26 protein-coding genes are annotated in these 26,332 nt (G+C 63.6%); 14 read left to right on the forward strand and 12 right to left on the reverse strand.

The window, feature by feature from the left end; genetic code table 11:
• Positions 1-68: 68 nt before the first annotated feature.
• On the reverse strand, positions 69-1,406 hold the full coding sequence (locus MCUHO_RS08075) for a hypothetical protein (protein ID WP_161485888.1): 1,338 nt from the start codon (positions 1,404-1,406) through the stop codon (positions 69-71).
• 272 nt (positions 1,407-1,678) lie between these two features.
• Between MCUHO_RS08075 and MCUHO_RS08080 the strand changes: the two genes are divergently transcribed.
• The gene (locus MCUHO_RS08080; RefSeq protein ID WP_067076534.1) at positions 1,679-2,581 is read left to right on the forward strand and encodes a 2-phospho-L-lactate transferase CofD family protein; all 903 of its coding nucleotides are present in this window, start codon (positions 1,679-1,681) and stop codon (positions 2,579-2,581) included.
• Positions 2,582-2,654: 73 nt separating this feature from the next.
• Positions 2,655-3,557, forward strand: a complete 903-nt coding sequence (gene cofD, locus MCUHO_RS08085; RefSeq protein WP_067076538.1) for a 2-phospho-L-lactate transferase — start codon at positions 2,655-2,657, stop codon at positions 3,555-3,557.
• A 10-nt stretch (positions 3,558-3,567) separates the two neighbouring features.
• On the opposite strand, the gene nifU is transcribed toward cofD, so the two are convergent.
• The 3 genes from nifU to MCUHO_RS08100 all read right to left on the reverse strand — a co-directional run bounded on the left by nifU (position 3,568) and on the right by MCUHO_RS08100 (position 4,500).
• A complete protein-coding gene (nifU, locus tag MCUHO_RS08090) occupies positions 3,568-3,957 on the reverse strand; it encodes a Fe-S cluster assembly scaffold protein NifU (RefSeq protein WP_201786420.1) in 390 nt (129 codons plus the stop codon).
• Between the two features lie 5 nt (positions 3,958-3,962).
• Positions 3,963-4,187 (reverse strand): hypothetical protein, encoded by a 225-nt coding sequence (locus MCUHO_RS08095; RefSeq protein ID WP_161485889.1) that lies wholly within the window; start codon positions 4,185-4,187, stop codon positions 3,963-3,965.
• 64 nt (positions 4,188-4,251) lie between these two features.
• Entirely contained in the window at positions 4,252-4,500 is a 249-nt protein-coding gene (locus tag MCUHO_RS08100) for a sulfurtransferase TusA family protein (RefSeq protein WP_067076543.1), read from the reverse strand.
• A 364-nt stretch (positions 4,501-4,864) separates the two neighbouring features.
• On the opposite strand from MCUHO_RS08100, the gene MCUHO_RS08105 reads away from it, so the two are divergent.
• The 4 genes from MCUHO_RS08105 to MCUHO_RS08120 all read left to right on the forward strand — a co-directional run bounded on the left by MCUHO_RS08105 (position 4,865) and on the right by MCUHO_RS08120 (position 9,226).
• The gene (locus MCUHO_RS08105; protein WP_067076545.1) at positions 4,865-6,037 is read left to right on the forward strand and encodes a HEAT repeat domain-containing protein; all 1,173 of its coding nucleotides are present in this window, start codon (positions 4,865-4,867) and stop codon (positions 6,035-6,037) included.
• A gap of 271 nt (positions 6,038-6,308) precedes the next feature.
• Positions 6,309-6,851, forward strand: coding sequence for a pyruvoyl-dependent arginine decarboxylase (locus MCUHO_RS08110; RefSeq protein WP_067076548.1), 543 nt, complete (start codon positions 6,309-6,311; stop codon positions 6,849-6,851).
• Between the two features lie 121 nt (positions 6,852-6,972).
• On the forward strand, positions 6,973-8,262 hold the full coding sequence (gene aspS, locus MCUHO_RS08115; protein WP_067076561.1) for an aspartate--tRNA(Asn) ligase: 1,290 nt from the start codon (positions 6,973-6,975) through the stop codon (positions 8,260-8,262).
• Positions 8,263-8,323: 61 nt separating this feature from the next.
• Entirely contained in the window at positions 8,324-9,226 is a 903-nt protein-coding gene (locus tag MCUHO_RS08120; RefSeq protein WP_067076565.1) for a methionine synthase, read from the forward strand.
• Here MCUHO_RS08120 and MCUHO_RS08125 read toward each other — a convergent pair.
• Together MCUHO_RS08125 and MCUHO_RS08130 are read right to left on the reverse strand one after the other, a co-directional pair.
• The gene (locus tag MCUHO_RS08125; protein WP_067076568.1) at positions 9,223-9,807 is read right to left on the reverse strand and encodes an RAD55 family ATPase; all 585 of its coding nucleotides are present in this window, start codon (positions 9,805-9,807) and stop codon (positions 9,223-9,225) included. The genes MCUHO_RS08120 and MCUHO_RS08125 overlap by 4 nt on opposite strands.
• A gap of 23 nt (positions 9,808-9,830) precedes the next feature.
• Entirely contained in the window at positions 9,831-11,411 is a 1,581-nt protein-coding gene (locus MCUHO_RS08130; protein WP_067076571.1) for a class I adenylate-forming enzyme family protein, read from the reverse strand.
• Between the two features lie 143 nt (positions 11,412-11,554).
• On the opposite strand from MCUHO_RS08130, the gene MCUHO_RS08135 reads away from it, so the two are divergent.
• The gene (locus MCUHO_RS08135) at positions 11,555-12,013 is read left to right on the forward strand and encodes a GNAT family N-acetyltransferase (RefSeq protein ID WP_067076576.1); all 459 of its coding nucleotides are present in this window, start codon (positions 11,555-11,557) and stop codon (positions 12,011-12,013) included.
• Between the two features lie 88 nt (positions 12,014-12,101).
• Positions 12,102-13,757, forward strand: coding sequence for a S41 family peptidase (locus MCUHO_RS08140; RefSeq protein WP_153020023.1), 1,656 nt, complete (start codon positions 12,102-12,104; stop codon positions 13,755-13,757).
• Between the two features lie 241 nt (positions 13,758-13,998).
• Here MCUHO_RS08140 and MCUHO_RS08145 read toward each other — a convergent pair whose 3' ends face one another.
• Complete coding sequence (locus tag MCUHO_RS08145) at positions 13,999-16,416, reverse strand: CDC48 family AAA ATPase (protein WP_067076581.1); 2,418 nt, start codon at positions 16,414-16,416, stop codon at positions 13,999-14,001.
• A 45-nt stretch (positions 16,417-16,461) separates the two neighbouring features.
• Between MCUHO_RS08145 and larC the strand changes: the two genes are divergently transcribed.
• Positions 16,462-17,655 (forward strand): nickel pincer cofactor biosynthesis protein LarC, encoded by a 1,194-nt coding sequence (larC, locus tag MCUHO_RS08150; RefSeq protein WP_067076585.1) that lies wholly within the window; start codon positions 16,462-16,464, stop codon positions 17,653-17,655.
• A complete protein-coding gene (gene radB, locus MCUHO_RS08155) occupies positions 17,652-18,326 on the forward strand; it encodes a DNA repair and recombination protein RadB (protein ID WP_067076588.1) in 675 nt (224 codons plus the stop codon). Before larC ends, radB begins: the two co-directional genes overlap by 4 nt.
• Here the strand turns inward: radB and dapF are convergent.
• Positions 18,313-19,131 carry a diaminopimelate epimerase gene (gene dapF / locus MCUHO_RS08160; RefSeq protein WP_067076591.1) on the reverse strand — a complete coding sequence of 273 codons (819 nt, stop codon included), beginning with the start codon at positions 19,129-19,131 and terminating at the stop codon, positions 18,313-18,315. The genes radB and dapF overlap by 14 nt on opposite strands.
• Before the next feature lie 84 nt (positions 19,132-19,215).
• Entirely contained in the window at positions 19,216-20,052 is an 837-nt protein-coding gene (locus tag MCUHO_RS08165) for a hypothetical protein (protein WP_067076603.1), read from the reverse strand.
• Positions 20,053-20,376: 324 nt separating this feature from the next.
• Here MCUHO_RS08165 and MCUHO_RS08170 point away from each other — a divergent pair, with 324 nt between their 5' ends.
• Positions 20,377-20,655 (forward strand): DNA-directed RNA polymerase subunit L, encoded by a 279-nt coding sequence (locus MCUHO_RS08170; RefSeq protein ID WP_084386016.1) that lies wholly within the window; start codon positions 20,377-20,379, stop codon positions 20,653-20,655.
• Positions 20,656-20,662: 7 nt separating this feature from the next.
• Positions 20,663-21,295, forward strand: coding sequence for a class I SAM-dependent methyltransferase (locus MCUHO_RS08175; RefSeq protein WP_067076621.1), 633 nt, complete (start codon positions 20,663-20,665; stop codon positions 21,293-21,295).
• Here the strand turns inward: MCUHO_RS08175 and MCUHO_RS08180 are convergent.
• From MCUHO_RS08180 to ilvC, 3 genes are all read right to left on the reverse strand, one after another.
• Positions 21,276-21,893 (reverse strand): translation initiation factor IF-2 subunit beta, encoded by a 618-nt coding sequence (locus tag MCUHO_RS08180; protein WP_067076624.1) that lies wholly within the window; start codon positions 21,891-21,893, stop codon positions 21,276-21,278. The two genes, MCUHO_RS08175 and MCUHO_RS08180, sit on opposite strands and share 20 nt — an antisense overlap.
• A 107-nt stretch (positions 21,894-22,000) precedes the next feature.
• A complete protein-coding gene (locus tag MCUHO_RS08185; protein ID WP_067076627.1) occupies positions 22,001-22,495 on the reverse strand; it encodes a flavodoxin family protein in 495 nt (164 codons plus the stop codon).
• A gap of 183 nt (positions 22,496-22,678) precedes the next feature.
• Entirely contained in the window at positions 22,679-23,668 is a 990-nt protein-coding gene (gene ilvC, locus MCUHO_RS08190) for a ketol-acid reductoisomerase (protein WP_067076630.1), read from the reverse strand.
• 129 nt (positions 23,669-23,797) lie between these two features.
• Between ilvC and mptA the strand changes: the two genes are divergently transcribed.
• Complete coding sequence (gene mptA, locus MCUHO_RS08195; protein ID WP_067076634.1) at positions 23,798-24,739, forward strand: GTP cyclohydrolase MptA; 942 nt, start codon at positions 23,798-23,800, stop codon at positions 24,737-24,739.
• A 224-nt stretch (positions 24,740-24,963) separates the two neighbouring features.
• Positions 24,964-26,331 (forward strand): coenzyme F420 hydrogenase subunit alpha, encoded by a 1,368-nt coding sequence (gene frhA / locus MCUHO_RS08200; protein WP_011845006.1) that lies wholly within the window; start codon positions 24,964-24,966, stop codon positions 26,329-26,331.
• Position 26,332 lies beyond the last annotated feature (1 nt).

The raw sequence follows: 26,332 nt of genomic DNA on the forward strand, positions 1-26,332 counted from the left end.
TGAGATTGTTCTGCTCGCACGGCGCGCCGGCCCGGCCGGAACCCAAAAAGAGGGTTGGGCCGGCCCGATCACGGTTGTGGGGCTCCCGGTACCTCCCACATATAGATCTCCCACTGCCCGGTGTTGTTGCCCATCCAGACGGCCACCTCATCGGAGATATCCGGGAGAGACTGGGCATACGGGTCCTCGGTGACCGGCGTCTCCACTCCGGTGCTGATGTTGTAGAGGAAGATGTCGAGGTTTCCGTTCCGCCAGTCCGAGTAGACCAGATAGTTCCCGTCGACCGCGACCGCATCGGGTTGTGCGGATTCACCGGTCACCTGCGTTAGGTTCCCGGTCGAGGCGTCGTAGAGGTAGACAGCGGTCCGGTTCTCGTTGGCGTTGATCCAGGCGATGCGGTTGCCGTCACCCGACAGATCGGGGTAACTGTCGTCGCCGGCATCCCCGAGCAGCATCACCCTCGACTCATTCCGGGAGGCCACCGCGATGTCGAGGTCTCCCCCCTCGGTCTCATTATCCGCCCAGACGAATGTGTCTCCACCGGCGTCGGGCAGAATCTGCTCGTAGGGATCGTCCGTCACCTGCGTGGTGTTCCCGCTCGCAATCTCGTAGAGGTAGAGATCGCCCAGTTCGTCCCCGTCAATCCAGACGACGAAGTCCTGCGAGACACCCGGGTATCCGGGGACTCCCGAGCCGTTCGTCACCTGTCCCAGCCTGCCTGATGCGATGTCGTAGAGGAACACGATATCTCTCCCGGTCTGCGGGTCTCCTCCCGTCCAGACGACGTTCTTCCCGTCGATGGCCAGTTCGTGCGGCAGGCCGATAGGAGTCGATGCTGCAGTGGATATGGTCGATAGGTTCCCCGATGCAATCTCATAGAGCTGGATCGAGGCTGAATCGTTGTCGTACCAGACGATGTTGTCTTCGGATATCGCCGGGAAGAGGTTATCCCCCGGGCTGCTTGAGATCTGCGTCCCGGAACCTCCCGGGGTGGTGCTCTGCGGAGCCGGGGTGGGCTGCACCCCCGGCTGCAGGGGCGTGACGGACGGCGGCAGCGCCCACGTGACCGTCTGCATCGGCGTGGGCATCGTGGTCGCCGGGACGGTCGGCAGTTCCGGTATCGTACCTGTCGGGGCGGTTGTCGGGGTCGTTGGCGATTGTGTCGGCGGCTGCACGGGCGTGGCCGTTGGAGCGATCGGCGGCTGGATAACCGGATCCAGGGGTCCGACCACCGGCGGTCGGATGGGCGTTGGCGTCGGTGTCGGCGTATCCGTGGGTGGTGCAATCACCAGCGTTCGATCCGGCTGCACGGGGCTGATGATCTGTGCCGAAACAAGCCCTGTGGCACAAATTACAGCGATGACGACGATGGTGACGGCCATCGCCCGGGGAAATGCATCTCTCATCGATCTCACCTTCTTTCTTGCAGGCTCCCGTCTCTCAACGGGAGAGCCCATCGCATGCGATCCCGGCCCCGCGGGCGGTCTCTGGCGAGGCACCGTTGTATCGATGATCGCATGGCGCGGCGTGATGGAGAAGAGGACATATATACATGACTGCATCGGGGATCCCGTATGGCCGGGCAGGAGAGAACGGTCTCCGATATCCCGAGAGGCGGCTCTCTGCAGAAATGAAACTGTTAACCCCCCGGACACTCCACCTACAATAACATTCAGCCATGATCACCTTCCTCTCCGGCGGAGCCGGAACCCTCTCGCTCATCCGGGGCGTCCGGCAGATCCTCTACGACAGCGAGATCACCGTCGTCGCGAATACCGCCGAGGATCTCTGGATATCGGGCGGCCACTGTGCGCCGGACATCGACACCGCCGTCTTCCTCTTTGCCGGCATCCTCGATACCGGGCGGTGGTGGGGGATCAAGGGCGACACCTACGCCACCCATAACTACCTCCCGAAGGTGGCGGGCGGCGAACCCTTCCCGGTCGGCGACCGTGCCCGGGCCATCCAGATCGCCCGGGCGGCGCTCCTTGATGAGGGCCTGACCCTGACAGACGCCGTCCGGGCGCAGTGCCGCTCGCTCAGGATAGGGGCGACCGTCCTCCCGATGACCGACGGCGACGCCGCCCTCTTCGTCGATACCGGCACCGAACGCATTCCGCTCCTCGAGTACCGGATGGCCGCCGATGCCGGGACGGAGGTCCGGGAACTCGTCCGGCCGGAACCCCCCGCGGTCACGGACAGGGTGCGGGCGGCGATCGAGGCAAGCGACGCCGTGGTGATCGGCCCCGCGAACCCGGCGGCGAGCATCCTCCCCATCCTCGACTGCGCCGGGATGCGGGACCTCCTCCGTGAAAAGTTCGTCGTCGCGGTCTCGCCGTTTCGGGGCGGCGTCGCGCCCGACCAAAAAGACGCCGCCCTCATGTATGCCGTCGGCGAGCCCCCCACGTCACCGGCGGTCGCCCGGCTGTACGGGGATATCGTCGACGTCTTCGTCCAGGACATCCACGACAGAGACGACGTCCCCGGATCGCTCCGCCTCGAGACCCGTCTTTTACACGAGCGGCAGGCCGAATCGCTCGCCTGGGACATCACGGCGGTCATACGCCACGCCGTTTCGTGAATTCGGGGTGTTTACCTCCCGGCATAGTTTGGGAAAATTCATATACGCATGCGCTTGATACGCTAATTATCCAATGATAACCTTCCTCTCGGGCGGGACCGGAACCCCGAAACTCCTCCGCGGGATGCGGGAACTGCTGGACGAGCGGGATATCACGGTCGTCGTCAACACGGCCGAGGACACCTGGCTCTCCGGCAACCACCTCTCGCCCGACATCGATACGGTCATGTACCTCTTTGCGGGCATCCTCGACACCAACCGGTGGTGGGGGATTCGCAATGACTCCTACATCACCCACGACCTCCTCGCCCGGCTCGGCATCGAGGAGTACATCGCCGTCGGCGACCAGGACAGGGCGGTTCACGCAGCACGGGGCGAGATGCTCCGGAGCGGCATGCGACTGACGGAGATCACCCGCACACTCTGCCACACGCTGGATATCCGGGCAACCGTCCTCCCGATGACCGACTCCGTCGTGACGACCTACGTCCGGACGCCCCGCGGCGAGATACACTTCCAGGAGTACTGGGTGAAGCACCGCGGAGAGGTGGCGATCGACGGCGTCGTCCGGAGATTCGAAGAACCGCCCGCAGCGACCGACGAAGTCATCAAGGCGATCGAGGAAAGCGACGCCGTCGTGATCGGGCCGAGCAACCCGGTCACGAGCATATCCCCGATCCTCGAATGCACCGGGGTGCGGGAGGCGCTCCGCCGGCAGCACGTCATCGCCGTCAGCCCGTTCATCGGCGATGCGCCGATCAGCGGCCCGGCGGCCGCCCTGATGCAGGCGTTTGGAAAAGAGCCCTCGTCCGCCGGAACCTACGGTCTCTACGAGGATTTCGTGGACGTCTTCATCCAGGACACCCGCGACCCGGTCGAACTCGAAGGGGCGCTGCGCCAGGACACCCTGATGGTCAACCGGGGCAAGAGCCTCGACCTCGCAAAGAGTATCCTGACCCTGGTCTACGGGTGCTGAGAAGACCCCTTCACTCGTTCTTCTGCTTCCCCCGGTAATCCTCGATCGCCGCGTGGAGCGCGTCCGCCGCAAGGTTCGAGCAGTGCATCTTCTTCGGGGGCAGCCCCTCGAGCTCGGTCGCGACGTCGTCGCGGGTGATCTTCAGCGCCTCATCGAGCGTCTTCCCCCTGGCCATGTCGGTCACCATGCTGCTCGTCGCGATCGCCGACCCGCACCCGAACGTCCGGAACCTGATATCCTCGATGACGTCGTCCTTGACCTTGATGAAGATCTCCATGATATCCCCGCAGACAGGGTTGCCGACCTTGCCGTAACCGTCCGGGTTCTCGATCACCCCGACGTTATGCGGGTTCATGAAGTGCTCCATCACCTTCTGGCTGTATCCGATCTGATCCGCCAAATCTTTCACCTACACCGGTGTAATAGCCCCCAGGCGTTTAACTGTTTCTTCGACCGTCCCGGCGATCCGGAGTCGCCGCTAAAGAAGCAAAGACCGGCCGGGCGGGTCTCTCCCCCGTAACCCGGCGGGATGACCGCGAGAACGTTGAGGGCGACCACCCCTTCCCCGATGAAACCCGCTGGTTCCATGCCGAGGAGCCGGGCGCTCTGCTCGCAGATGGAGATCTTCACCCCCCGGATCATCAAATGGACATCGGCGCCGCGGGTCTAAAGATACGCCACCCCTGCCGATCGATCACGTCGCTTCTACCGCCGGTGCCGCTCCCTTGCGCACGATGAGGGTCGTAACGCCGCTCGCGACGTGCTCCTCCTCGACCTTATGCCCGCTCTTATCGGCCCACGACCTGACCATCTCGACCAGGTCGGGCCTGTCGGCCGTCACCTGCAGAACCTGCCCTTTCTCGAGCACCTCCATCTCCTCCTCGATCAGGAGCAGGGGAGACTGGCAGGATCCAACACAATTTACCGTCCTATCCGCGTACATTCATCTCACCTCATTTCATCTTCCGGATAGAGAGCCGCATGGCCCCATAATCCGCCTCGAACCACACAAACTCTCGTGCCCCACACGGTGCAGGCCATGACCGGCCGCAGGTTCTCTCCCCGGCTCCGTCTCCGCACCATCCATTGCGGGCGCGCGTGGGAGCCCGGGCCCCGTGACCCATCCGCGGCACACCCCCGGGAGCACCGGATGCTGTCCCATCCCATATAAGCGTTCCTCCGGGGGTGGCGGCGGTAGAGAGCGGCAACGGGTGGTTCCCGTGCCTCCGGGAGAAGATCAGAAAGGTTATACTCCATCTTCTGCCACCTACCATCATCGGAGAAGACCGATCGTAAGGAGAATACCGATGGGGCTGTGGAACCGGTTCGGACGCAGGAAGGGGGAGGAAACGAACGCATCAGTCGATGCGGAGGAGGAAGCCCGGGTAGCGGGACTCGCTCTCTCGCTTGAGAGCGAGGATATCGTAACCCGGTGGAGAGCGGTTCGAGCGCTCGGGGAGATCGGGGAAGCCGCAGTGCTCCCGCTGATGAAAGGGCTCGACGACGAGGACTGGTGTGTCCGCAGGGAGGCGGCGGCCGCCCTCGGCCGGGTGGGGCCGGCGACAATCCCCCACCTCATCGGGACATTCCTGCACGCGGACGACGCCATGCGGCAGGACGTCGTCCGGGCGCTCCGGGCTCTCGGGAGCCCGGCGGTGGATGCCCTGAAGGACGCGGCGCACTACGGGGACGCGGCCGTCCGCTGCGGGGCGCTGGAGGCGCTCGAAGGATTCCCCGCCAGGGACACCTTCCTGGAGGCGCTCGCCGACGACGACCCCCGGGTGAGGCGGTGTGCGATCGCCGGGGTGCGGCAAACCCATGACGAACGCGGCATCGAGGGGCTTGTCGCTCTCCTTCGCGACCCGGACGAACAGGCCAGGGCTCTCGCCGCCGAGACGCTCACCGCCTTCGGCAAGGCTGCGGTCAAGCCCTGCATCGAGGCGCTTGGCGACGAGGACGAGGACTTCCGGCGGCGAAACGCAGCGGTTCTCGCCCGTATCAGCGCTCCGGCGGTCGGCCCCCTCTCGGCTGCTCTCCAGGACGAACGGCCGTCCGTCCGCCGGTGGGCAGCCCGGGTGCTCGGGGAGGTCAAGGCCGGCGAAGCGATTACGCCGCTCATCGAGGCGCTTGCCGACCCCGACCGTGAGGTGAGGTGGCACGTCGGCGGTGCGCTCGCAGGCATCGGCACGCCGGCCGTCGGCCCGCTCATCGAGGCTCTCGGGAACGGCGACGAGGCCGCCCGGCACCGGGCAATGGAGGCGCTCTGGCGGGTCGGAGAGTCGGCGGCACCGGCCCTGATCGACCTCACCGGTGCCGGCGACGCCGAGACCCGGCGCAGGTCCGCCATCGTTCTCGGGGAGATCGGTGCTCCCGGCGCTTCCGAAGCGCTCCAGCCCCTTCTCCAGGACTCTGATCGGGATGTCCGACGGGAGGCGTTCGAGGCGCTGGAGGCGATCAAGGCGCGGGGAGACCTCGCCTGACAGATGCGCTCTGCCCCTTCACCAGGAGGCGTCCGGGACAAATATTACGGCAATTCCGGTTCGGATCGCGCTGAAGGGAAGGAGAGACACGATCCGGCGTGGCCGCAGTCCCTCAGGGGCATATGAACCACCCGCTTTTTTCCGGCTGATTTCCGGTTTGTCGGAACTTCATCGACCTAATGCCAAAAAGGGGAGAAATTTTATTCCTTTTTCAATTTGTGACTGTTATAACCGAAAATATTAAAGAATCCAAACGATAAGAAGATCCCTAATGTTCGTTCCGACCAAGTGTTTCTTTACGAAAGGTGTGGGGATCCACAAAGACAAACTGGCATCGTTTGAACTGGCTCTCAGGCAGGCGGGCATCGAGAAGTACAATCTGGTCTACGTCTCGAGTATCTTCCCCCCGAACTGCCAGCTGGTCTCGAAGGAAGAGGGTTTGAAAGAACTCTCGCCGGGCAGCATCGTCTACGTCGTCATGGCCCGGAACGAGACCAACGAACCGAGCAGGCTTGCTTCCGCCGCAATCGGCCACGCGATGCCCAAGGAGAGCAACGCCTACGGCTACCTCTCCGAGCACCACGCCTTCGGGGAGACGGAGGAGATCTCGGGCGAATACGCAGAAGACCTTGCGGCAACCATGCTCGCGACGACGCTCGGGATCGAGTTCGACCCCGACCAGGCATGGCAGGAGCGGGAGCAGATCTACAAAGCGAGCGGCCGAATCATAAATACGACCCACACCTGCCAGGCGGCGGAAGGGGTAATGGACGGCCGCTGGACGACGGTCATCTCCGCAGCGGTCTTCCTCTAAGACCCGCACCTCCCGGGGCGGCCCTCCTCTTTTCCCGCGGCCGCCCCGCAGAAGTTTTCTCCCGGCCCGGAGCGCAAAACAAAATACCTTCCGGGGTCCACACTGTATCCAGGTTTTTCACATGCGTCAACCAATACGGGCCGTAACCCCGGAAACGGAATCTGCCGAGATCGTCGGCTGGGTGCACGAGGTTCGCGACCTCGGAGGACTCGCGTTCTTCCTGATCCGCGACCGGACCGGGATCATCCAGGTGACCATCCCGAAGAAGAAAGTCACGGCAGAGATCCTTGAAGTCGCCCGGAGCGTCTCGAGAGAGTCCGTGGTCAGGGTCCAGGGCACGGTCAAAGCAATCGAGAAGGCGCCCGGCGGGCGCGAGATCGTCCCCGAGGAACTCGAGATCATCAGCACCGCAGAGAGCCCGCTCCCCCTCGACGTCGCCGAGAAGGTTCCCGCCGAGATGGACACCCGGCTCGATTCCCGGTTCCTGGACGCGAGGAAACCGCGTGTCCGCGCCATCTTCTTCGTCCGGTCGGCGGTGACCTCCTCCGCGATCGCGTTCCTCGCCTCCCGCGGCTGCATCAACATCACCACCCCGAAAGTTGTCGCGGCGGCGACAGAGGGCGGCACCGAACTCTTCCCGATCGCCTACTTCGAGAAAGAGGCGTTCATGAACCAGAGCCCGCAGCTCTATAAACAGATGATGATGGCTGCCGGGTTCGAGGCGGTCTTCGAGCTCGGCCCCATCTTCCGCGCCGAGGAGCACAATACCGTCCGGCACCTCAACGAGGCGACGAGCCTCGACGTCGAGGTCTCGTTTGCCGACCACAACGACGTCATGGAACTCCTCGAAGACCTGATCGTCCACGTCTACGACCACGTCGCGAAGAACTGCGCCGACGCGCTCGAGGAACTCGGGGTCGACCTCAAGATCCCGGCAAAACCGTTCCCCCGGATCCCGTACACCGAGGCGATCGAGATCGCGAACAAGACCATCGAGGAGAAACTCGCCTTCGGCGACGACCTCTCTCCGGCGGCCGAGCGGGCGATCGGGGATACCGTCGGGCAGCACTACTTCATCGTCGACTGGCCGACCGATATCAGGCCCTACTACGCGATGCCGTATCCCGACCGTCCCGAGTTCTGCAAGGCGTTCGATATGATGCATCCCCGGATGGAACTCTCCTCCGGCGCCCAGCGTATCCACGATCACGACCTTCTGGTGGAGCGGATTCGCGCAAAGGGCCTCTCTCCCGAGAGTTTCGAGTTCTATTTAAAGCCGTTCCGCTACGGGATGCCCCCGCATGCCGGATGGGGTCTCGGTATCGAGCGGCTGGTGATGACGATGCTCGACCTCGCTAACATCCGCGAAGCGGTACTCTTCCCGCGCGACCGGCACAGACTGACGCCATGAGATTAAATACACCGGCGACCTACGGATCGTTGTGCTTGCGTAGCGGGCAGAGGAGATTCCGATGACCCTGACGAGCGTGCTCCTCCCGACCACCGTGGTCGGGAGCTACCCGGTGGTGAAAGGATCGGGGGTTCGCGCCCTCATGGATCCGCTGAAACATGCGGTGGAGGTAGCGGTCGCCGACCAGATCGGCGCCGGGATCGATATCATCTCCGACGGCCAGGTCCGGGGCGACATGATCCGGGCCTTCACCTCCCATCTCCCCGGGATCCGGGGGTCGTCGGTCGTCGGGAAGGTTCAGCCGGCCGCCCGGCCGATCACCCTTGCGGACACGAAGTACGCCCTCTCCAGGCACCCGAAGGTGAAGGGCATCCTCACCGGGCCGAGCACGCTCGCCCACGGCCTCTCGATCGAGACGCCGTTCTACAGGAACAAAGACGAACTGGTTCTCGATATCGCGCAGGCGCTCGCGGTCGAGGCGAACTACCTCCAGGAGGCCGGGGTCACGCTCATCCAGGTAGACGAACCCATCTTCTCGACGGGGGCGGCGAACCTCGCCGTCGGCCGCGAGGCGGTGAACGCGATCGCCGGCATGCTCCGGGTGCCCGTCTGCCTCCACGTCTGCGGAAACCTCGGGGACGTCATCGACGACGTCCTCAAAATAAACGTCGCAGCATTCGATTTTGAGTTCGCAAACAACCCCAAAAACCTCGAGGTGCTCTCGGCAAAAGACCTGCGCGGCAGGATGATCGGTTACGGGTGCGTGGACTCGGCCGATCCGGGCGTCGAGAGCATCGAGACGATCAAAAAGAGGATCGAGGCCGGCATCGATCTCTTCTCCCCCGACGCCATGCTCCTCGACCCCGACTGCGGTCTAAGGATGCAGACGCGTGACGCGGCGCTCGGAAAACTGAAGAATATGGTTGTTGCGGCGGGCGATGTCCGGGCCGAGTATACCGGCTAGACCACCCTGCTCGTCGTCGAGAGCTCGATACCGTCCGCCATGATGTTGTAGGGGATGACACGCTGCGGCACGTCCGAACCTTTGAACTTCTCGACGGCGAGCGTCCGCTCGAACTCGTTGCCGTTGACCTCCTGCCTGAGGGTGATGAAGACGTCGGTCGCCCGCATGATCCGCGCCTCTTCGGTGGGGCTGTGGGCTCCCGTGTAGAGGAGATAGACGATGTTTGCACCGCCCTCGATGATCGGGCGGGTATCTTCGAGGACGAACCTGGCGGCCGTATCGATCCCCCAGGCGGCGATCAGCGTGGAGAGAGAGTCCACGATGATCTTCTCGCCCTCCATCGCCGCCGCCGTCGCCGCAGGATCCATGCCCCGTGCATCGATCATATTCTCCCCCGGCACGGTATCGAGCATCAGGTAGGCTCCCGCCCCTTCCCCTTCCTGCCAGAACTGCTGTGCCAGGAGTTCAAGGCCGCTCAGCGGAGATCCGGAGATGACGATACGGGTGCCCGGAGAGAATCCTCCGTCGAGCGCCAGATCCAGGCCCGCGATTCCTGTCGAACGTTTGGTGGTGTCTGCCACGTCTGTACCTCGGGTAAGTGTCCTCAAACAGGACCTTTGCCGCCCTTTCCTAAATAATTACCCTCGTCACTGCCGGCGCCGCAGTACTCCTCACGAAGCCGCTTTCTGAGAAGTTTCCACCCGTTCACCCGGGGGATCTCTTCCGCGATGATGACCCGGCGGGGAACCTTGTAGCCTGCGAGGCGTTCGCGAGCGAAGGCGACGATCTCGTCAGGCGAGATGCCGTTACCTACCGGAACCACCACGGCCACCGGAACCTCGCCCCGGTGCTCGTCGGTGCACCCGAAGACCGCCGCGTCGCGGACGCCCGGGTGCTGGACGAGGACATCCTCGACCTCGGTCGGGTAGACCTTCCAGCCCGACATCACGATCATGTCCTTCTTGCGGTCGGTGATGTAGAGCATCCCGTCCTCGTCCAGGTGGCCGATGTCCCCGGTCAGGAACCAGCCGTCGGGGAGAAAGACGGCGGCGGTCTCCTCGGGCATCTGCCAGTAGCCAAGCGCCACCCCCGGCCCCCGGAGGGCGATCTCGCCGTCAACACCCGGCCTGAGTTCCTGCGCAGGATCGTTCGCATCGACGATCTTCACCTCCGAGAACCCGACCGGGGTGCCGACGCTCCGGAACTCGTCGGCGGTCGCGTAGTGTTCGGGCCGGATGGCGGTTCCGGTCCCGACGACGACCGTCTCGGAGAGGCCGTAGGCGTTGACGATGGGAATACCGAACCGTTCGTGGAAGGGTTTCCAGACACCGGGCGTCAGGGGGCCGCCGCCGCTGATCATCGCCCGGGCGGTGGCGAGCGCCGTCTCGGTTCCCGGCGGGGTCTGGATGAGGGAGTGGATCACCGGCGGCATCCCGGCGACGATCGTCGCCCGGTAATCGCGGGCGAGGTCGAGGTAGCGGTCGAGCTCGAACCGCTCCATGACGACGTAGGTTCCGCCGGCCCGGAGCGTCGCGATCCCCCAGCTGAGGCCGACGTGCCCCATGGGATAAATCCCGAGGTAGACGTCCGCATCGGTGATCCGGAGAACGTCCCGCTCGGCATCCATCGCGGCGATCCAGTTCCCGTGGGTGAGCATGGCGCCCTTGGGTTTTCCGGTGGTGCCGCTCGTGTACTGGATCTGGCAGAGGTCGTCGAACCGGCAGTGGACGGCCCGACAGTCCGGCGGTGCACGGAGGAGATCCGCCCACGGCATTGCGCCCGCAGCCTCCCCGCCGACGGCGACGACGTGCCGGAGGGTCGATGCCTGGTCCCGGATACGGCCGACGAGCGCCGCACCCTCCGCGTCGGTGATGACGGCGACAGCCCCTGCGTCGCGGACGGCGTAGAGAACCTCGCTCTCCCGGTAGACCCGGTTCGTCGGGACGGCGACGGCGCCGATACGCCAGAGAGCGAAGTAACTGACGAGGTATTCCGTCGAACTGTCGAGGTAGATGCAGACGCGGTCCCCGCGCCCGACCCCGAGATCGAGGAGGCCGCGCCCGACCCGGCAGACCCGATCGAGGAGTTCGGCGCGGGTGTATGACTCTCCGGTCGAGGGAACGATGAGCGCAGTCTTTTCAGGGTTACAGGCGTTGGCGTCGAGAAACGTGGTGCAGTTCGGCATGGATTGGCTCCGGGCGGCAGGTATGCGCTTTGATGTATATGCTTGTGCATGGAGCGGTAAATAGGTTGCCCCGGGAGGCCACACCATGGGCGATCTCCGCTCCGGAGCCAAAAGCAGATTACCGAAGAGGCAGACTGAGATATATGGAACGCGACACGCTGCTCGTCCGGGAGGCCGCCGAGAACGACCTCGCCGCCGTCCTCTCCCTCTATACGCACCTGCACGACGCCGACGAGAAGGCCGACGGCCGTGCGCTGGAAAGAGCCTGGCAGGAGATCCTCGCCGACCCGCGAACCCATCTCTTCCTCCTCGAGTGCGGGGGCGTGCCCGTCTCGACGTGCGTCCTCTATATCCTCCAAAACCTCACCCGGGGCGCACGACCCTACGGGCTCATCGAGAATGTCGTGACCCGTCGCGAGTTCCGGAACCGGGGGTTCGGCACGGCCCTCCTCAACCGTGTGCTCGAGTGCGCGTGGAACGAGGACTGTTACAAGGTGATGCTTCTGTCCGGCCGTCGCGAACAAAACGTCTTCCGGCTCTACGAGAAGGCAGGGTTCGTCCGGGGCGCCAAGGAAGGGCTGATCGCGTATCCACCGGAATGATCTCCGGCGGCTCGCCGGTCCGAATATGCCGGAAGAAAACGCAAACTCCAAATCCCCGGCAAAAGATGGATGGTAAAGGTAGATAGTCGTGCAATCAAAGCGTTCACAGACCGCGAGGGCCGGATCGATCCTGTTCACCCTGCTCCTCACTCTCGTCTCTCCGGCATCCGCCGGCCTCTACACCGACTCGTGCGGGATGGTATGGACGGACGCCTCCGTCCCGTTCGAGCACAACAACGAGACAGCCTACAACGAGGAACTGATGGCATCATATGCACCCATCATGGCGAACCTGACGGAGCCCCCTGATCTCGGCAACATCTCCTGGAGCGCTGCCTTCCGCGAGACCTGCGCCTACATGGAGGAGCGCTATGCCTTCACGGAGTGGCGCGGCGTCGACTGGGACGCGCTGCATGCGGGGTATGCGCCGAAGATTGCGGAGGCCGAGGAGAACGAGGACAGCGCCGCATACTACCGGACGCTCCGCGAGTTCGTCTATGCCATCCCCGACGGGCACGTCCTGGTTCTCTCCCCCGACGACTTCGGGGCGAAGCATGCCGACATCGGCGGGGGCTACGGGCTCGGTGTCGCACGGCTCGATTCGGGCGAGGTGATCGTGACCTACGTCGCGAACGGAAGCGATGCCGAGCGGGCGGGCATCCGGTTCGGCGACGAGGTGGTCTCCTGGAACGGCCGGCCGGTCGGGGAGGCGATCGACGCGACCTCGATCATCTGGACGCCGATCAAGCCCTCGACGGCGGAAGGCATCCTCCTCCACAAACTGCGATTCCTGACCCGGGCGCCGGTCGGCACCCCGGTGGAGATCGGCATTGCCGGCCCGGCGGATTCCGTTCCCCGCACGGTCAACCTGACCGCAACGGACGACGGCTACGAGACCCTCGCCCGGACGAGCATCTTCCTCGGCCGCGAGGTGAACGACGGAGCGGCCGGGTCGTCGGCGGAACTCAAGGCAATGATCACGAACGAGACCGTGACCACCCGGACACTCCCGGGAGGGATCGCCTACATCGCGGTCTACGAAGAGTTTTATGATGTCTACCAGCCTTTCAAGGCGGCGATGAAGGACGCGATCGCCGACGGTGCGCCCGGCATCGTCATCGACCTCCGGTTCAACCGGGGCGGGGACGACAACCTGGCCGCCGCCTACGCCGGGTGGTTCGTGGATCGGCCGGTCTTCTACGAGTACGGCACCACCTACGACCCCGGCACCGGGGAGCCCGCGGTCCTCTGGGAGTCATGGACACGGCCCCGGCCCGACCGCTACGAGGGCCCGGTCGCTCTCCTCGTCAGCCCCTACACCATCAGTTCGGGCGAGGGCCTCCCGAAGGTCTTTGCAGAGTCCGGGACAGGCGCGATCGTCTCGTGGTACGGGACGAACGGGGCGTTCGGGATGGAGTCGATGGGGCCGGTGCTCCCCCTCGGGGTCATGACCGCCTTCCCGCAGGGTGCCTCACTCGACGAGAACGGCCGGATCCAGGTCGACAGCAACGCGTCCCTGGTCGGCGGGGTCGCCCCGACGGTGCGGGTGCCGCTCGACCGGGATACCCTGGCGCGGGCGATGGCCGGGGAGGACGTCCAGCTCTCGTATGCGGTCGACTGGATCCGGGCTCAGGCGGAGGAGACGACCGCGGAGCCTTCCGCGGAGCCGACACAGGCAGCGCCCGGGTGGGCGGCCGTGCTCGCGGCACTTGCGGTTGTCGCTGTCTGGTACGGCCGGCGGTGAGGGTTAGGAGAGATCCTCACGCGAAGCCGCAAAACCGCGAAAGGGGGTTACACCTCCCGAACTTCGCGCACTTCGCGTTCTCGCACCTAAAGGTGCTCATGCTCCGGACGTTCCGTCCGTCGCACTTTACGGGAACTTTTCCGTGAGATTACCCCAGGCCGAAGAGACGAGGATCTTCCCGGATGGGGACGGTAAGTTGTAAAAAAAGAGTGCTCCGGGGGCATTCCCCCGGAAGATCCGCTTACTGGTATTCCGGGGGCTGGATATCTTTCGGCAGCCCGCCCTTGAAGTGCTGCTGCACCTTCCCGTAGTACTGCCGCAGCCGCTCGTTCATCGTCGCGTGCACCTTCTCCCGTGCCCGCTCGAAGTGCGAAGGGCTCACGACGGCAGCACTCTCCCGCATGGCGAGCATGGCCGCCTCCCGGGCGAGCGCCTCGAGATCCGAGCCGACGAACCCCTCGGTGTCGGTTGCTATCTTCTTGAGGAGGAGGGCCCGTGCGGGATCGTCGAAAGTCACCTTCTGCTGCGCGAAGAGATCGACGAGTTTCTTCCGCCGGACGTGGTTTGCAAGCCCCTCGTCTTCGGTCGGTGCAATCGCAGCGCGGTGCTCCTTCAGCTCTTCGGCGCTCACCTGGCGGTTCGCTCCCACGGCGAGAACCAGGTCTTCGAGATCGTTCTCGGTGAGCCCCTCCGTCATCGCCACGAGGTCTTCCATCTTCGAGCCCTCGATCGGTATATAGCGGGTGTGGATGGAGAGGATCTTCTGCCGGTCTTCCCGCCCGGGCTCGCCGATGTAGACGAGCCGGTCGAACCGTCCGGGCCGGAGAAGCGCCGGATCGACCATGTCGGGACGGTTGGTCGCACCCATCACCACCACGCCCCGGAGTTCCTCGAGGCCGTCGATCTCGGTCAGGATCTGGTTTAGGACGCTCTCGACCACGTGCGACTCTGTGCCGCCGCCCCGGGCGGGGGCGAGGGCGTCGAGTTCGTCGAAGAAGATGATCGACGGCGCCACCTGCCGGGCCTTCTTGAAGATCTCCCGGACCGCCCGCTCGCTCTCCCCGACCCACTTCGAGAGGAGCTGGGGGCCTTTGACCGGGACGAAGTTCGCCCCGCTCTCGCTCGCGACCGCCTTCGCGATCAGGGTCTTACCCGTCCCCGGCGGGCCGTAGAGGAGGACACCCTTCGGCGGCTCGATACCGAGGTTCTCGAACCGCTCGCGCTCGGTGAGCGGATACTCCACCGCCTCGCGGATATCCTGCTTCGCCTCTTCGAGGCCTCCGACATCCGCCCAGGTGGTGTGGGGGACTTCGAGGAGGATCTCCCGCATGGCGCTCGGGCCCACGTCGCGGAGAGCATCGCGGAAGTCCCTGCCCTGCACCTCCATCTTCTCGAGGATCTCCGGCGGAATCTCGTCGGCTTCGAGATCGATCTCGGGGAGGTAGCGCCGCAGTGCCTTGATCGCCGCCTCACGGGCGAGTGCGGCGAGATCCGCCCCGACGAACCCGTGGGTCTGCTGGGCGACGTCGGCGATCGTCACGTCGTCCGCAAGCGGCATGCCCCGGGTGTGGATCTGGAGAACCTGGATCCGGTCATCCTCTGCCGGTACCCCGATCTCGATCTCCCGGTCGAATCGCCCGGGACGGCGCAGCGCAGGGTCGATGGCGTCGAGCCGGTTCGTGGCCCCGATCACCACGACCTGACCGCGCTCCTCGAGGCCGTCCATCATCGTCAGGAGCTGGGCGACCACCCGGCGCTCGACCTCCCCGGTCACCTCCTCGCGCCGTGGTGCGATCGAGTCGAGCTCGTCGATGAAGATGATCGCAGGAGCGTGCTGCCGTGCATCCTCAAAGACCTCACGGAGCCGCTGCTCGCTCTCGCCGTAGTACTTCGAGATCACCTCCGGCCCCGCGATCGAGATGAAGTGGGCGCCGCTCTCGCTCGCGACCGCCTTTGCGATCAGGGTCTTACCCGTTCCCGGCGGGCCGTAGAGGAGGACGCCCTTCGGCGGCTCGATGCCGAGCTTCCGAAAGATCTCCGGGTGGCGCATCGGCAGTTCGATCGTCTCGCGGACCCGCTGCAGCTCGCCCTTGAGGCCGCCGATATCCTCGTAGCTGATCCTCTTGACCCCCTCGAATCCAGCCGCAGGCTTCTCGGAGAACTCTATCTTCGTGTTCTTGGTGATGATCACGGCGTTCTCCGGCTCGACCACCACGGCCTTGAACGCGACGAGCTGGGGCTGCATGAACGGGAGCCCGGCCTGGATCGGAACGGAGTCGTTCTTGACGACCGGAAAGTCGATCAGCTTGTTGACGACGCTGCCGTAGTTGATGGGGAGCTGTTTGGGGAGGTCCTCGGGCGGCGCGAGCACGACCCGTTTCGCCTCGGCCTCCTCATCGAGCGTTCGTATCTTGACCCGGTCGCCTATGCTCGCACCGGTATTGAGCCGGGTGAAGTTATCGATCCGAACTTTGCCCTGGTGCCAGTCGTTCACCATGGCGCGCCAGACCTTCGCTACGGTGCGACGCTTTCCTTCGATGGCGACGAGGTCTCCCGGGTTGAGCCGAAGCTGCAACATGGTGTCAGGGTCAAGCCGTGCCTTGCCTGCCCCCTGATCCTCCGGATAAGCGCTATCTACCTTCAAGTATATCTCGGGCATTACCTCTAGTTCTTATATTTCGGGGATTTATAAGTACTGGAGAGCATGAACGTACTTCTCTTCGACCCGTTCAACGGAGCCGCAGGCGACATGATCATCGGAACCCTTCTCGATCTCGGGGCCGACGAAGGACTTGTCCGGGCAGCCATGCGTTCCGTCGTCGGGGAACCGACGATCGAGCGGGTAGACCGTTCCGGGATCCGTGCCGTCCAGGTGAGAACGCACGCCCCGGTCGATCACCGCACCCTTGAGGAGGTGCTCGACCGGGTGGCCGGAAGCGACGCTCCCGCACCCGCAAGGGAGATGGCGCGGCGGGTCTTCCTCCGGATACACCGGGCCGAGGAGAGTATCCATGGAGAGGGAGCGCACTTCCACGAGGTGGGTGCGGACGACGCGATCGCCGACGTGGTTGGTGCCTGCACCGCCCTCTCCTCCCTCGCCCCCGACGGTGTCGCCGTCCGCCCGGTCGCACTCGGCCGGGGGTTTGCGGTCGGCGCCCACGGCACCTTCCCTGTCCCGGCCCCCGCGACGGTCGCAATCCTCGCCGGATCGGATCTCGCGACCATTCCCGGGGATGAGGAGCGGGAACTCTGCACCCCGACGGGAGCCGCGCTCCTCGCCGAGTTCTCGACCGTCCGGCCCGAAGACCTCGGCCCGGCGGGGATCCGGGCGGTCGGCTACGGGGCGGGGAGCAGGAACCCCCCGGGAAGGCCGAACGTCCTCCGGTCGATGCTCCTCTCTACTAAAGATGCCCCGGGAGGCGACCGGGTGGACATCCTCGAGACGAACGTCGACGACGTCACCGGGGAAGCCCTCGCCTACACCATCGCCTGCCTGATGGAAGAAGGGGCACGGGACGCAAGCGTTACTCCCGTGGTGATGAAGAAGGGGCGGAGCGGCCACCTCGTCCGGGTGATCTGCCGCCCCGACGCGACCGACCATCTCATGGGAGTGATGGCGCGGGAACTCGGGACGCTCGGGATCCGGTGCATCCCGATGGTGCACCGGGCCGTCGCGGAACGGACGATCGAACCGGTCACGGTGACCGTCCGGGGGAAGGAGGCGACGATCGACGTGAAGTGCGGCTGGTGTGAGGGGAAGATCGTCTCGTTCAAGGCGGAGTACGAACAGGCGGCGGCGTGCGCACGGGAGACCGGACTCCCGTTCCGGGAGGTCGCCGGAACGGTCGAGGCGGCAGCACGCCGGATCTTCGTCGAACGGGGTGTGCTCGAACCATGAAGACCGACCGGATCAGCACGGGAAGCACGGCGTTCGACGACCTCCTCGGCGGCGGGCTCGAGCGGCGGGCGATCACCCAGATCTACGGCGAGCCCGCGAGCGGCAAGAGCACCCTCTGCCTGATGGCGGCGGTGGCCTGCCTCCGGGCCGGGAACTCGGTCGTCTACATCGACACCGAAGGGTTCTCGGTAGAGCGCTTTACGCAGATCGCCGGGGAGAACGCCGGAACGCTCGCCGACCGGCTCTACCTCTTCGAGCCGCTCGATTTCTCCCAGCAGGGAACGATGATCGCCGATACCGAAGGGTTGCTCAAGAACGGCCACGCCCCCGTGGGGCTGCTGGTGATGGACTCGGCCACCGCCCTCTACCGGACGGAACTCGATCTCGGGCGGGAGGCGATACGGAAACTCTCGCACCACATGATAAAACTCCTCGGGCTCGCAAAGAAGTACGACATTCCCGTCCTGATCACCAATCAGATCTATATGGATGTGGAGCGCGACCGGGTGGCGGGGCTCGGGGGGACGGCGCTCGAACACCTCTCGAAGGCCATCGTACGGCTTGAAAAGAAGGATAGCGTCCGGCGGGCGATGCTCCGGAAGCACCGGTCCCGGCCGGAAGGGCTCTCGTTCGACTTCGTCATCACCGAAGACGGGATCAGAACGGTATAACGCCGGAAAAGACCGTCTCGGCGGGACCTTCCATCGTGACGGTCTCGCCGAACCGGATCACGAGCGGGCCGCCTTTTGTCTCGACCCTGACCGTATTCCCGACTTTGCCGAGGTGATGGGCGACCGCGGCGGACGCCGTCGCGCCGGTGCCGCAGCTCTCGGTCTCGCCCTCGACGCCGCGCTCGAACGTCCGGATCCGGATCGTGTCGTTGCCGGCCTCTTCGACGAAGTTGACGTTCGCGCCCTCTACGAAGGAGGGGTGGTTCCTGATGGCCGGACCGACGGCGGCGATATCGACTGCGCCTATTTCTTTCACGAAGGCAACCGCGTGGGGAACGCCGGTGTTCGCGGCATACACGGTGAAACCCCGGATCTCCTCTCTGTATTCGCCGTTCCCGGTGGCCGGGATGGCGCTCCGCTCGAACGCGGGCTCAGGCATCGTGATCGTTGCGGTGAACGCGTCATCGGCATAGCCTGCCGAGACCTGGACGACCCCCACCCCGGTCTCGACCGAGCAGGACTCTTTCACGTATCCGGCGTCGTAGGCGTACTTCGCGAGGCACCTGATACCGTTCCCGCACATCGCGGCCTCGCTCTCGTCGGGCTGGAAGAGCCGCATCCGGATCTCGGCCGCCTCGGACGCCTGGAGGAAGAGGATCCCGTCGGCGCCGATGCCGAACCTGCGGTCGCAGAAGAGCGCCGCAAACGCCCCCTTCATATCCCCGGGAATGACCTCGCCGTTATGCTCGTCGATCAGAACGAAGTCGTTGCCGTTTCCCTGCAGTTTGGTGAACGCGATCTCCATGGTATAGCCTCTCCTGTAGGTATGGGAGCGGCGGGTGATAAACCGTGTGGGGGTTGGGTTCCAGCCCCGGCGATCAGGGCTTCCTCACGCCGCACCGCAGAGACGCGTCCACCCCGACGAATCCATTTCAGGACCCATGACCGGCTCCGGCGGGGAGATGAATACCGTGAACTTCACCGGAATACTCTCGATTCCCATCTCCCTTGCCCGCGTATCGAGCATCGCATACACCGCGTCTATCGAGAATACGTTCTCCGGCGGAGGCGGGCCGTTCCAGACGTTCACCCGGAGATACCCGTCGATGTCGTAGCCGTACCCGATGAGGGACCCGTTGGGGTAGAGGTAGCGTTCCCGTATCAGACTCTCTGTGGCGGCGGTGAAGACTGAGAACGATATTCCGCTCCCACCCTTCGAGAAGGGAAGCCCTCCGAGCGTGACGGTGACGGGCTCCTGTCTGTTCAGGGCGGCTTTGAGGTCTTCTACCCCCGGTCCGGTGAAGACCCGTTGGGATGACTGGAGTTTCGCGGTAGATGTTCCCGACCCCTGACCCGGGAAATCTTCCGGATGATCCTCGTTGCTCTCGTCATAGCGGTGCCGAGCAACAGAGCGATAGTTATGCAACTCTCTAAGCCTTTCTGCAAGTTCTCTGCTCTCACTCTCATTCATGCCGTCAAGATACGATACCCCTGGCATCTCTTCGATCATTTGAGAGACTTCCTTATCGCTCAATCTGTTTCCGGCATCATCAAAGAGATGAGGACTTCTCTCCAGCACTACGTCCCGGTCTACCGGATCCCCTCCGAACGGACGGATATTCTCCGGAGTATCCTCATTCGCGCTCACCGCCGCCACGAAGAATGTGCCGACGATCAGCAACACCGCAAGCAGGGCGCTGATCCCGGAGAGGAATTTCGTATTCATGGTTCCTGTCCTCCTTTTCACGCGCATCCCAAAGGCCACGGAACCGCAACGGCTATCCACGATGTGCAGCCAGCACGACCATGAGCCTCCGCACCGGTGCAGGCGCCGCCTGCGAAACCCATGATTGAAAACTCAACGTTCATCTATATCCCTTTTCTGTCACGATCATCTACACGTCGAGGCGTTTCGATCGAGAAGCATGCCGCAACCGGCCGGAGGCCACGCCCGGCCGATACGAGGGCCGGCACGATAGAAAAAGCCGGCCCTGTGCCCCACCCATACGTATATACCCCTCCCGGAACCAAAACATAGGTGCGTATGGCCATGAAACTCAAACTCCTGGAGCTGACTGACGACAAGGCCCGGATCCTCTTTGAAGGCGAAGGCAACACCTACATCGACGCGCTCGCCGCCGAACTCATCCACGATCCGCAGGTGGACGTAGCGCAGCGCAAACAGGCATTCCGGTTCACGGATCCCGAACTGGTCGTCACCACGGTCGGCGACCGGCCACCTCTTCTTGCAGTTACGGACGCGGCAAAGCGGCTCTCCGGCTACGCCGGCGAACTCCTCAGCCAGATGGAAGCGCTCGAGACCGCGTAGGCGTCCCATGAAGAAGAGCGCCGAAGGCTTCGCCCGGGTTGCCCGGGAAGTCTTTGCTCCCATCTACCCCGTCATCGCGGAGCAGGCGCTCGCGTGGTCGGGGATACGGGACGGGATCGCGCTCGATATCGGGAGCGGCCCCGGCCTCCTCTCCGTAGCGCTCGCACAGAGAAGCGATCTCGTTGTCGTCGCGCTTGATGCCGACCCGGCGATGTCCCGGATTGCCCGGACGGCCGCCGCCGGGAGTGCCGGCCGGGTGATCCCGGTCACCGGCGACGTCCACTGCATGCCGGTTCGGGACAATACCGTCTCGCTCATCGTCAGCCGCGGCTCGATCTACTTCTGGGAGAACCGGCCGCGGGCATTTTTAGAGATCGAGCGCATACTCCGGCCCGGCGGCGTCGCGTACGTCGGCGGGAGTTTCGGGACGCCCGAACTCCGGGAAACGATCTTTCATGAGATGCGGCGGCGAAACCCGAACTGGGACAGCGACGTCGCCCGGCGAAGCGGGCAGGCGACCCCCGAGATCCTCCGCCGCGAACTTGCAGAGAGCGGTGTCGCCCACGCCCGTATCAGGGACGAAGAAGAGGGGATGTGGGTGGAGATCAGAAAAGACGCGATCAGTCCGCGCGCTCGGTGAAGATGATCGTCCCGGCGATCCGGGTGATCTTAATCTTTACCGTCTGACCCGGTTTTGCATTTGCAACGTACATCGTGTAGCGATCGATCTTCACCACACCGTCGCCGCGCTTCGAGAGGAACTGCGGGGTGACGTCCATGATCGCGCCCTCGGTCGGTTTCGAGGCTGCAGAGGGATCGATCGTCGTTTTTCGCTTCCGGACCGGCCGGTGGCCGCCGCAGGCGTCGCACCGGAGCGTCAGGATACGTTCGGTCTTGACGAGGCGGGTGTCGGGCTTCCCGCACTCCGAGCAGATGACGTAGTCGTCGACGTAGCCCTTGATGATCATGTTGATCTGCTCCTGCTCGAACTTCCCGGAGAAGACCGCACGTGTGCCCTCCACCTTGCCGGCGGTGCCGAGCTCGCCGAGGAGGTGCTTCATCAGGTGATCCTGGTCGCGCCGGAGGGTGCTCGCGATCTCGGCGAAGTTCTCGAGAACCGTGGTCTTCCCCTCGATGAAGACGCGGGCGACAGGAACCGTGAACCGGTCCTCGAACTCCGTCGGCTCCGTGATATTGGTATACGCCTTCTTCAGAAGGTCTTCGTATGACGGGCTCATACCTCACTATTGATCGCGCGACGTCAAAAAGTGGTCACCTCACACGTATGCAGGTGGGCGGCCCACCGGTTCCACAGTATGCTGCCGGCACATGACCGTGCGGTGCGTTACTGAACGGCCATCTCTCTTCGCGACTGCCGGACGAGGTCGACCAGGGGCTTCACCGCCTCCGGTCTCTTCGCGTCGCGTGCAGTGAGCGGGACCGCACCGCGGACGTCGGCACCCTTCTTCGCGAGCATCGCCGTCAGCGTATCAAGCGTCTTTCTCGGTGACCCGCCCGATGTGCAGAAGACGACCGTGGGTTTCCCCTCGATGCCCCGGAGAGCGTCGACCGCGGCGTTGATCGCAGGGGTAGGGTTCCCTGCCCATACAGGGGTTCCGACGACGACCGTCTCGTAGCCGGAGACGTCGATAGCCGCGGGTTCGATATCGGCAGAATCTCCCCTCATGGCTCGGGGAGCGCCCTTCAGGTACATCCCCACCTTCGAGTAGTTCGCAAGGTCTCTGACCCCGACGAGATCGCCGCCGGCGGTAGCGGCGACCTGCTCGGCGACCACCCGGGTGTTGCCGGTCTCCGAGTGATAGATGATGCAGACGGACATACCGGAGGGTATGGCAGACGTATATAAACGGGTATCGGGTGGGGCCACTTGGAGCAATGCTCGCAGGCCTCACGCGAACTCCGGCGCAGGTATCGGCAACTCCCCTTCGCGTCTTCGCGTGAGGTTACCGGTTCAAGAACGGCGATATAGTTTCACGCGAAGGACGGAAAAAAGAGAAGGGCCTTACTTCCTGAACTGCGGCATGAACGAGCGGATCTCCGCACCGACCTCTTCGATCAGGTGCTCCTCGTCCGCTCTCGTCAGTGCGTTAAAGACCGGGCGGTTCACCATGTTCTCGAGCATCCACTCCTTCGCGAACTCGCCGTTCTGGATCTCCTCGAGGATCTCCTGCATCGCCACGTAGGTCTCGGGCCCGATGACGCGGGGGCCGCGAGTCAGGTCGCCGTACTGGGCGGTGTTGCTGATCGAGTCGCGCATCTTCGTGAACCCGCCCTCGTAGATCAGGTCGACGATGAGCTTCGTCTCGTGCAGGACCTCGAGGTAGGCCATCTCGGGCGCATACCCGGCATCCACCAGGGTCTCGAACCCGGCCTTGATGAGCGAGGTGATCCCGCCGCAGAGAACCGCCTGCTCGCCGAAGAGGTCGGTTTCGGTCTCCTCGGCAAACGTCGTCTCGAACACGACCGCGCGGGTCGCGCCGATCCCCCGTGCGTAGGCGAGCGCGATGGCCCGTGCCTCTCCCGTGGCGTCCTGGTGGACGGCGATGAGAGCCGGCACACCCTTCCCTTCCTCGTAAGTCCGGCGGACCATGTGACCGGGACCCTTCGGGGCGACCATGACCACATCGACGGTGGGCGGGGGAACAATCTGGCCGTAGTGAATATTGAAGCCGTGGGAGAACATCAGGCAGGTGTTCTCTCTGATGTAGGGGCTGATCTCGGTGCGGTAGATAGCACCCTGGTTCTCGTCGGGAAGGAGAATCTGGATGATGTCGGCACGCTTGACCGCTTCGGCCACGGAGTAGACTTCTAAACCGTCTTCAGACGCCTTCTGCCAACTCCTGCCGGGCCGCAGGCCGATGATGACCTGACAACCGGAATCACGCAGGTTCAGTGCCTGTCCGCGGCCCTGGGAACCATAGCCGATGACGGCGATGGTCTTGCCCTCCAGGGTGCGAGGGTCTGCATCGGACTCATAGTATTTCTGCACCATAGGTTCTCACTCCCCGTTAGACAGCAAACCAGATAAATATTATATAAAAGAATCTCGGTGGTGCACTGAGGGTCATTTTAAGGTTGATGAAGAGAAACCTTACTCTCAACACGCTATTGAGGATTTGTAATGGAACTGCCAGATGTCCAGTCCAGCCTGCCGGAAGTCCGTATCAACCTGACCCGGGTGGGTGTTAAGAACGTACAAAAACTCGTTGAAGTCGCTCGACCAGGTAAGCGGCCGGTCATCTTCATCTCCAAATTCGACGTCTTCGTCGATCTCCCCGGAAGCCTCAAAGGGGCGAACCTCTCCCGGAACTTCGAGGTGATCGACGACGTGCTGCAGCAGGCCATCGACGGGGATGTAAGCGAGATAGAAGAACTCTGCAGCGCAGTGGCGAGGAAACTCCTCGACCGGCACGAATACGCGGAACGAACCGAGGTTCGGATGCGGAGCAAGTTCATGGTTCGACGGGAGACGCCGGTCAGCGAGACGAGTTGCCATGAGGTCGTGAACGTCCACGCGAAAGCAATAGCCCAGAGGAACGAAGGGAACCCGATCATCCGAAAGAGTATCGGCGCCGAAGTGACCGGAATGACCGCCTGTCCCTGCGCCCAGAACATCATGAAGGATCATGCCCTGCATGTCCTCGAGAACCTCGGCGTGGCGGAGGACAAGATCGAGGCGTTCTTCAACGAGGTGCCGATGGCCACGCACAACCAGCGTGGGCGGGGTTTCCTCTGCATCGAGATCGACGACGATCAGCACATCAGCCTCGAGAAGATCATCAAGATCCTGAAGGACTCCATGAGCGCACGTATCTACGAGCTCCTCAAGCGGGGCGACGAGAGTTACGTGGTGATGGAAGCTCACAAGAATCCGCGGTTCGTCGAAGACTGCGTACGCGAGATGGCCCGCAAGGTGATCGCGCAGTTCCACGATCTGCCCGGAGACTCAGTAGTCACGATCAAGCAGACGAACGAGGAGAGCATCCACCAGCACAATGCATACGCAGAGCGAAAGGCAACGATAGCCGAACTCGTCTCGGAGATGGACAAAGGCACACTGTAAATCCGGCATAATTCCACATTTTTATACGGAGCCCGGAAATTCTGACATTACGTAATACTATTTTGAGACATTGTAATATTTGGGTATGTCCCGAAGCGAAAGATATAAACTCTGTTTTCTTCATAATCCTTGTTGACGTACTCGCGTACGTTTTCAGTACAGAATTGTGTGGTAACACCAGTATAGTGTTCAGAACACCATAATATCGGAATGAGGCGATATATTTGTCGAAAGTTGTAGAAATTTCCCCAACTACGAGACATGAAGGCCATTCTAAGCTCGTTCTGAAGGTCAACGATGAAGGCATCGTCGAGCGCGGAGACTGGCTTAGCATCACCCCGGTGAGGGGTGTCGAGAAACTCGCCATCGGCAAGACGATGGAGCAGGTTCCAAAGATCGCATCGCGCGTCTGCGGCATCTGTCCCATCGCGCACACCCTGGCGGGTATTGAGGCGATGGAAGCATCCATCGGGTGCGAGATCCCCGAGGACGCGAAACTGCTGCGGTACATCCTGCAGTGTGCCAACAGGATGCACAGCCACGCCATCCACAACATCCTGTCCCTCCCGGACATGTACATCCCCGGAACCGACGTAAAGATCAACCCGTTCACCAAGGAAGAACCGGTCAGGAGCGTTGCTCTTCGGATCCAGCGGCTCCGTGAGATCGGCCAGACCATCGGCGAGATCGTCGGCGGAGAGGCCATCCACCCGAGCAACCCCCGTGTCGGCGGTATGTACAAGAACATCACCCCGCGGGCGAAGGCGAAACTCTACGATCTCGCCAAGGAATCTCGTGTCCTTGCCCAGGAACAGATGGAGTTCATGATCGCGGTCTTCCGGAACTACCAGAACCGCGACTGGTCTGAAGTCGGCGGCGTCGAAGTCCCGATCACGAAGGACCTCGGCTACCACAACCAGGGCTACATGGCTACCGCGCCGGTCTACGGCAGCTCGAGCCTCGACGAGACCCCGATGTGGTTCCCCGATCGGTTCACCGAAGTCCGCCCCTGGGACTGGTACATGGGCGAAGTCGAGATCGACGAAGCCGACCCGAACTACCCGATCGGCGGCACGACCCCCGTAGGGAACAAGGCCTGGCCCCAGATGGAGGCCTGCACCGGCGTCCCGCTCTACGACGGCCAGCCCGTCGAGGTAGGACCGCGTGCACGTCTCGTCCAGTTCAAGAACTACGACGAGAAGGGCGCCATGGGCCTGCAGATCGCTCGCCAGATGGAATTCCCCGAGACTGCCTACGGCATCATCGACGCGCTCGACGCGCTCGACACCTCCGGATCGGTCCTCGCGGACGAGATCCCGCAGGGTGACGGATCCTTCGGATGGGCCGCAAACGAGGCTCCCCGTGGAACCGACGTCCACATGGCCAAGGTCAAGGACGGCCGGGTGGAGTACTTCGGGATGCTCGTCCCGACGACCTGGAACTTCCCCACCTGCAGCCGTGCACTGACCGGTGCACCCTGGCGGCTTGCGGAAGTCATCATGCGTGCATACGACCCCTGTGTCTCCTGTGCGACGCACATGCTGGTGATCGACGAAGACAAGAGACTGGTGGCCCAGAAACTCATTCAGTGAG

It is taken from the genome of Methanoculleus horonobensis (genome assembly GCF_001602375.1).
Taxonomy (GTDB): domain Archaea; phylum Halobacteriota; class Methanomicrobia; order Methanomicrobiales; family Methanoculleaceae; genus Methanoculleus; species Methanoculleus horonobensis.

Bases quoted from the DNA above. Each gene is read 5' to 3' on its own strand.
- MCUHO_RS08075 (WP_161485888.1), bottom strand. From the start codon at position 1,406: ATGAGAGATGCATTTCCCCGGGCGATGGCCGTCACCATCGTCGTCATC.
- MCUHO_RS08080 (WP_067076534.1), top strand. From the start codon at position 1,679: ATGATCACCTTCCTCTCCGGCGGAGCCGGAACCCTCTCGCTCATCCGG.
- cofD (WP_067076538.1), top strand. From the start codon at position 2,655: ATGATAACCTTCCTCTCGGGCGGGACCGGAACCCCGAAACTCCTCCGC.
- MCUHO_RS08100 (WP_067076543.1), bottom strand. From the start codon at position 4,500: ATGTACGCGGATAGGACGGTAAATTGTGTTGGATCCTGCCAGTCTCCC.
- MCUHO_RS08105 (WP_067076545.1), top strand. From the start codon at position 4,865: ATGGGGCTGTGGAACCGGTTCGGACGCAGGAAGGGGGAGGAAACGAAC.
- MCUHO_RS08110 (WP_067076548.1), top strand. From the start codon at position 6,309: ATGTTCGTTCCGACCAAGTGTTTCTTTACGAAAGGTGTGGGGATCCAC.
- aspS (WP_067076561.1), top strand. From the start codon at position 6,973: ATGCGTCAACCAATACGGGCCGTAACCCCGGAAACGGAATCTGCCGAG.
- MCUHO_RS08120 (WP_067076565.1), top strand. From the start codon at position 8,324: ATGACCCTGACGAGCGTGCTCCTCCCGACCACCGTGGTCGGGAGCTAC.
- MCUHO_RS08130 (WP_067076571.1), bottom strand. From the start codon at position 11,411: ATGCCGAACTGCACCACGTTTCTCGACGCCAACGCCTGTAACCCTGAA.
- MCUHO_RS08135 (WP_067076576.1), top strand. From the start codon at position 11,555: ATGGAACGCGACACGCTGCTCGTCCGGGAGGCCGCCGAGAACGACCTC.
- MCUHO_RS08145 (WP_067076581.1), bottom strand. From the start codon at position 16,416: ATGCCCGAGATATACTTGAAGGTAGATAGCGCTTATCCGGAGGATCAG.
- larC (WP_067076585.1), top strand. From the start codon at position 16,462: ATGAACGTACTTCTCTTCGACCCGTTCAACGGAGCCGCAGGCGACATG.
- radB (WP_067076588.1), top strand. From the start codon at position 17,652: ATGAAGACCGACCGGATCAGCACGGGAAGCACGGCGTTCGACGACCTC.
- dapF (WP_067076591.1), bottom strand. From the start codon at position 19,131: ATGGAGATCGCGTTCACCAAACTGCAGGGAAACGGCAACGACTTCGTT.
- MCUHO_RS08165 (WP_067076603.1), bottom strand. From the start codon at position 20,052: ATGAATACGAAATTCCTCTCCGGGATCAGCGCCCTGCTTGCGGTGTTG.
- MCUHO_RS08170 (WP_084386016.1), top strand. From the start codon at position 20,377: ATGAAACTCAAACTCCTGGAGCTGACTGACGACAAGGCCCGGATCCTC.
- MCUHO_RS08175 (WP_067076621.1), top strand. From the start codon at position 20,663: ATGAAGAAGAGCGCCGAAGGCTTCGCCCGGGTTGCCCGGGAAGTCTTT.
- MCUHO_RS08180 (WP_067076624.1), bottom strand. From the start codon at position 21,893: ATGAGCCCGTCATACGAAGACCTTCTGAAGAAGGCGTATACCAATATC.
- MCUHO_RS08185 (WP_067076627.1), bottom strand. From the start codon at position 22,495: ATGTCCGTCTGCATCATCTATCACTCGGAGACCGGCAACACCCGGGTG.
- ilvC (WP_067076630.1), bottom strand. From the start codon at position 23,668: ATGGTGCAGAAATACTATGAGTCCGATGCAGACCCTCGCACCCTGGAG.
- mptA (WP_067076634.1), top strand. From the start codon at position 23,798: ATGGAACTGCCAGATGTCCAGTCCAGCCTGCCGGAAGTCCGTATCAAC.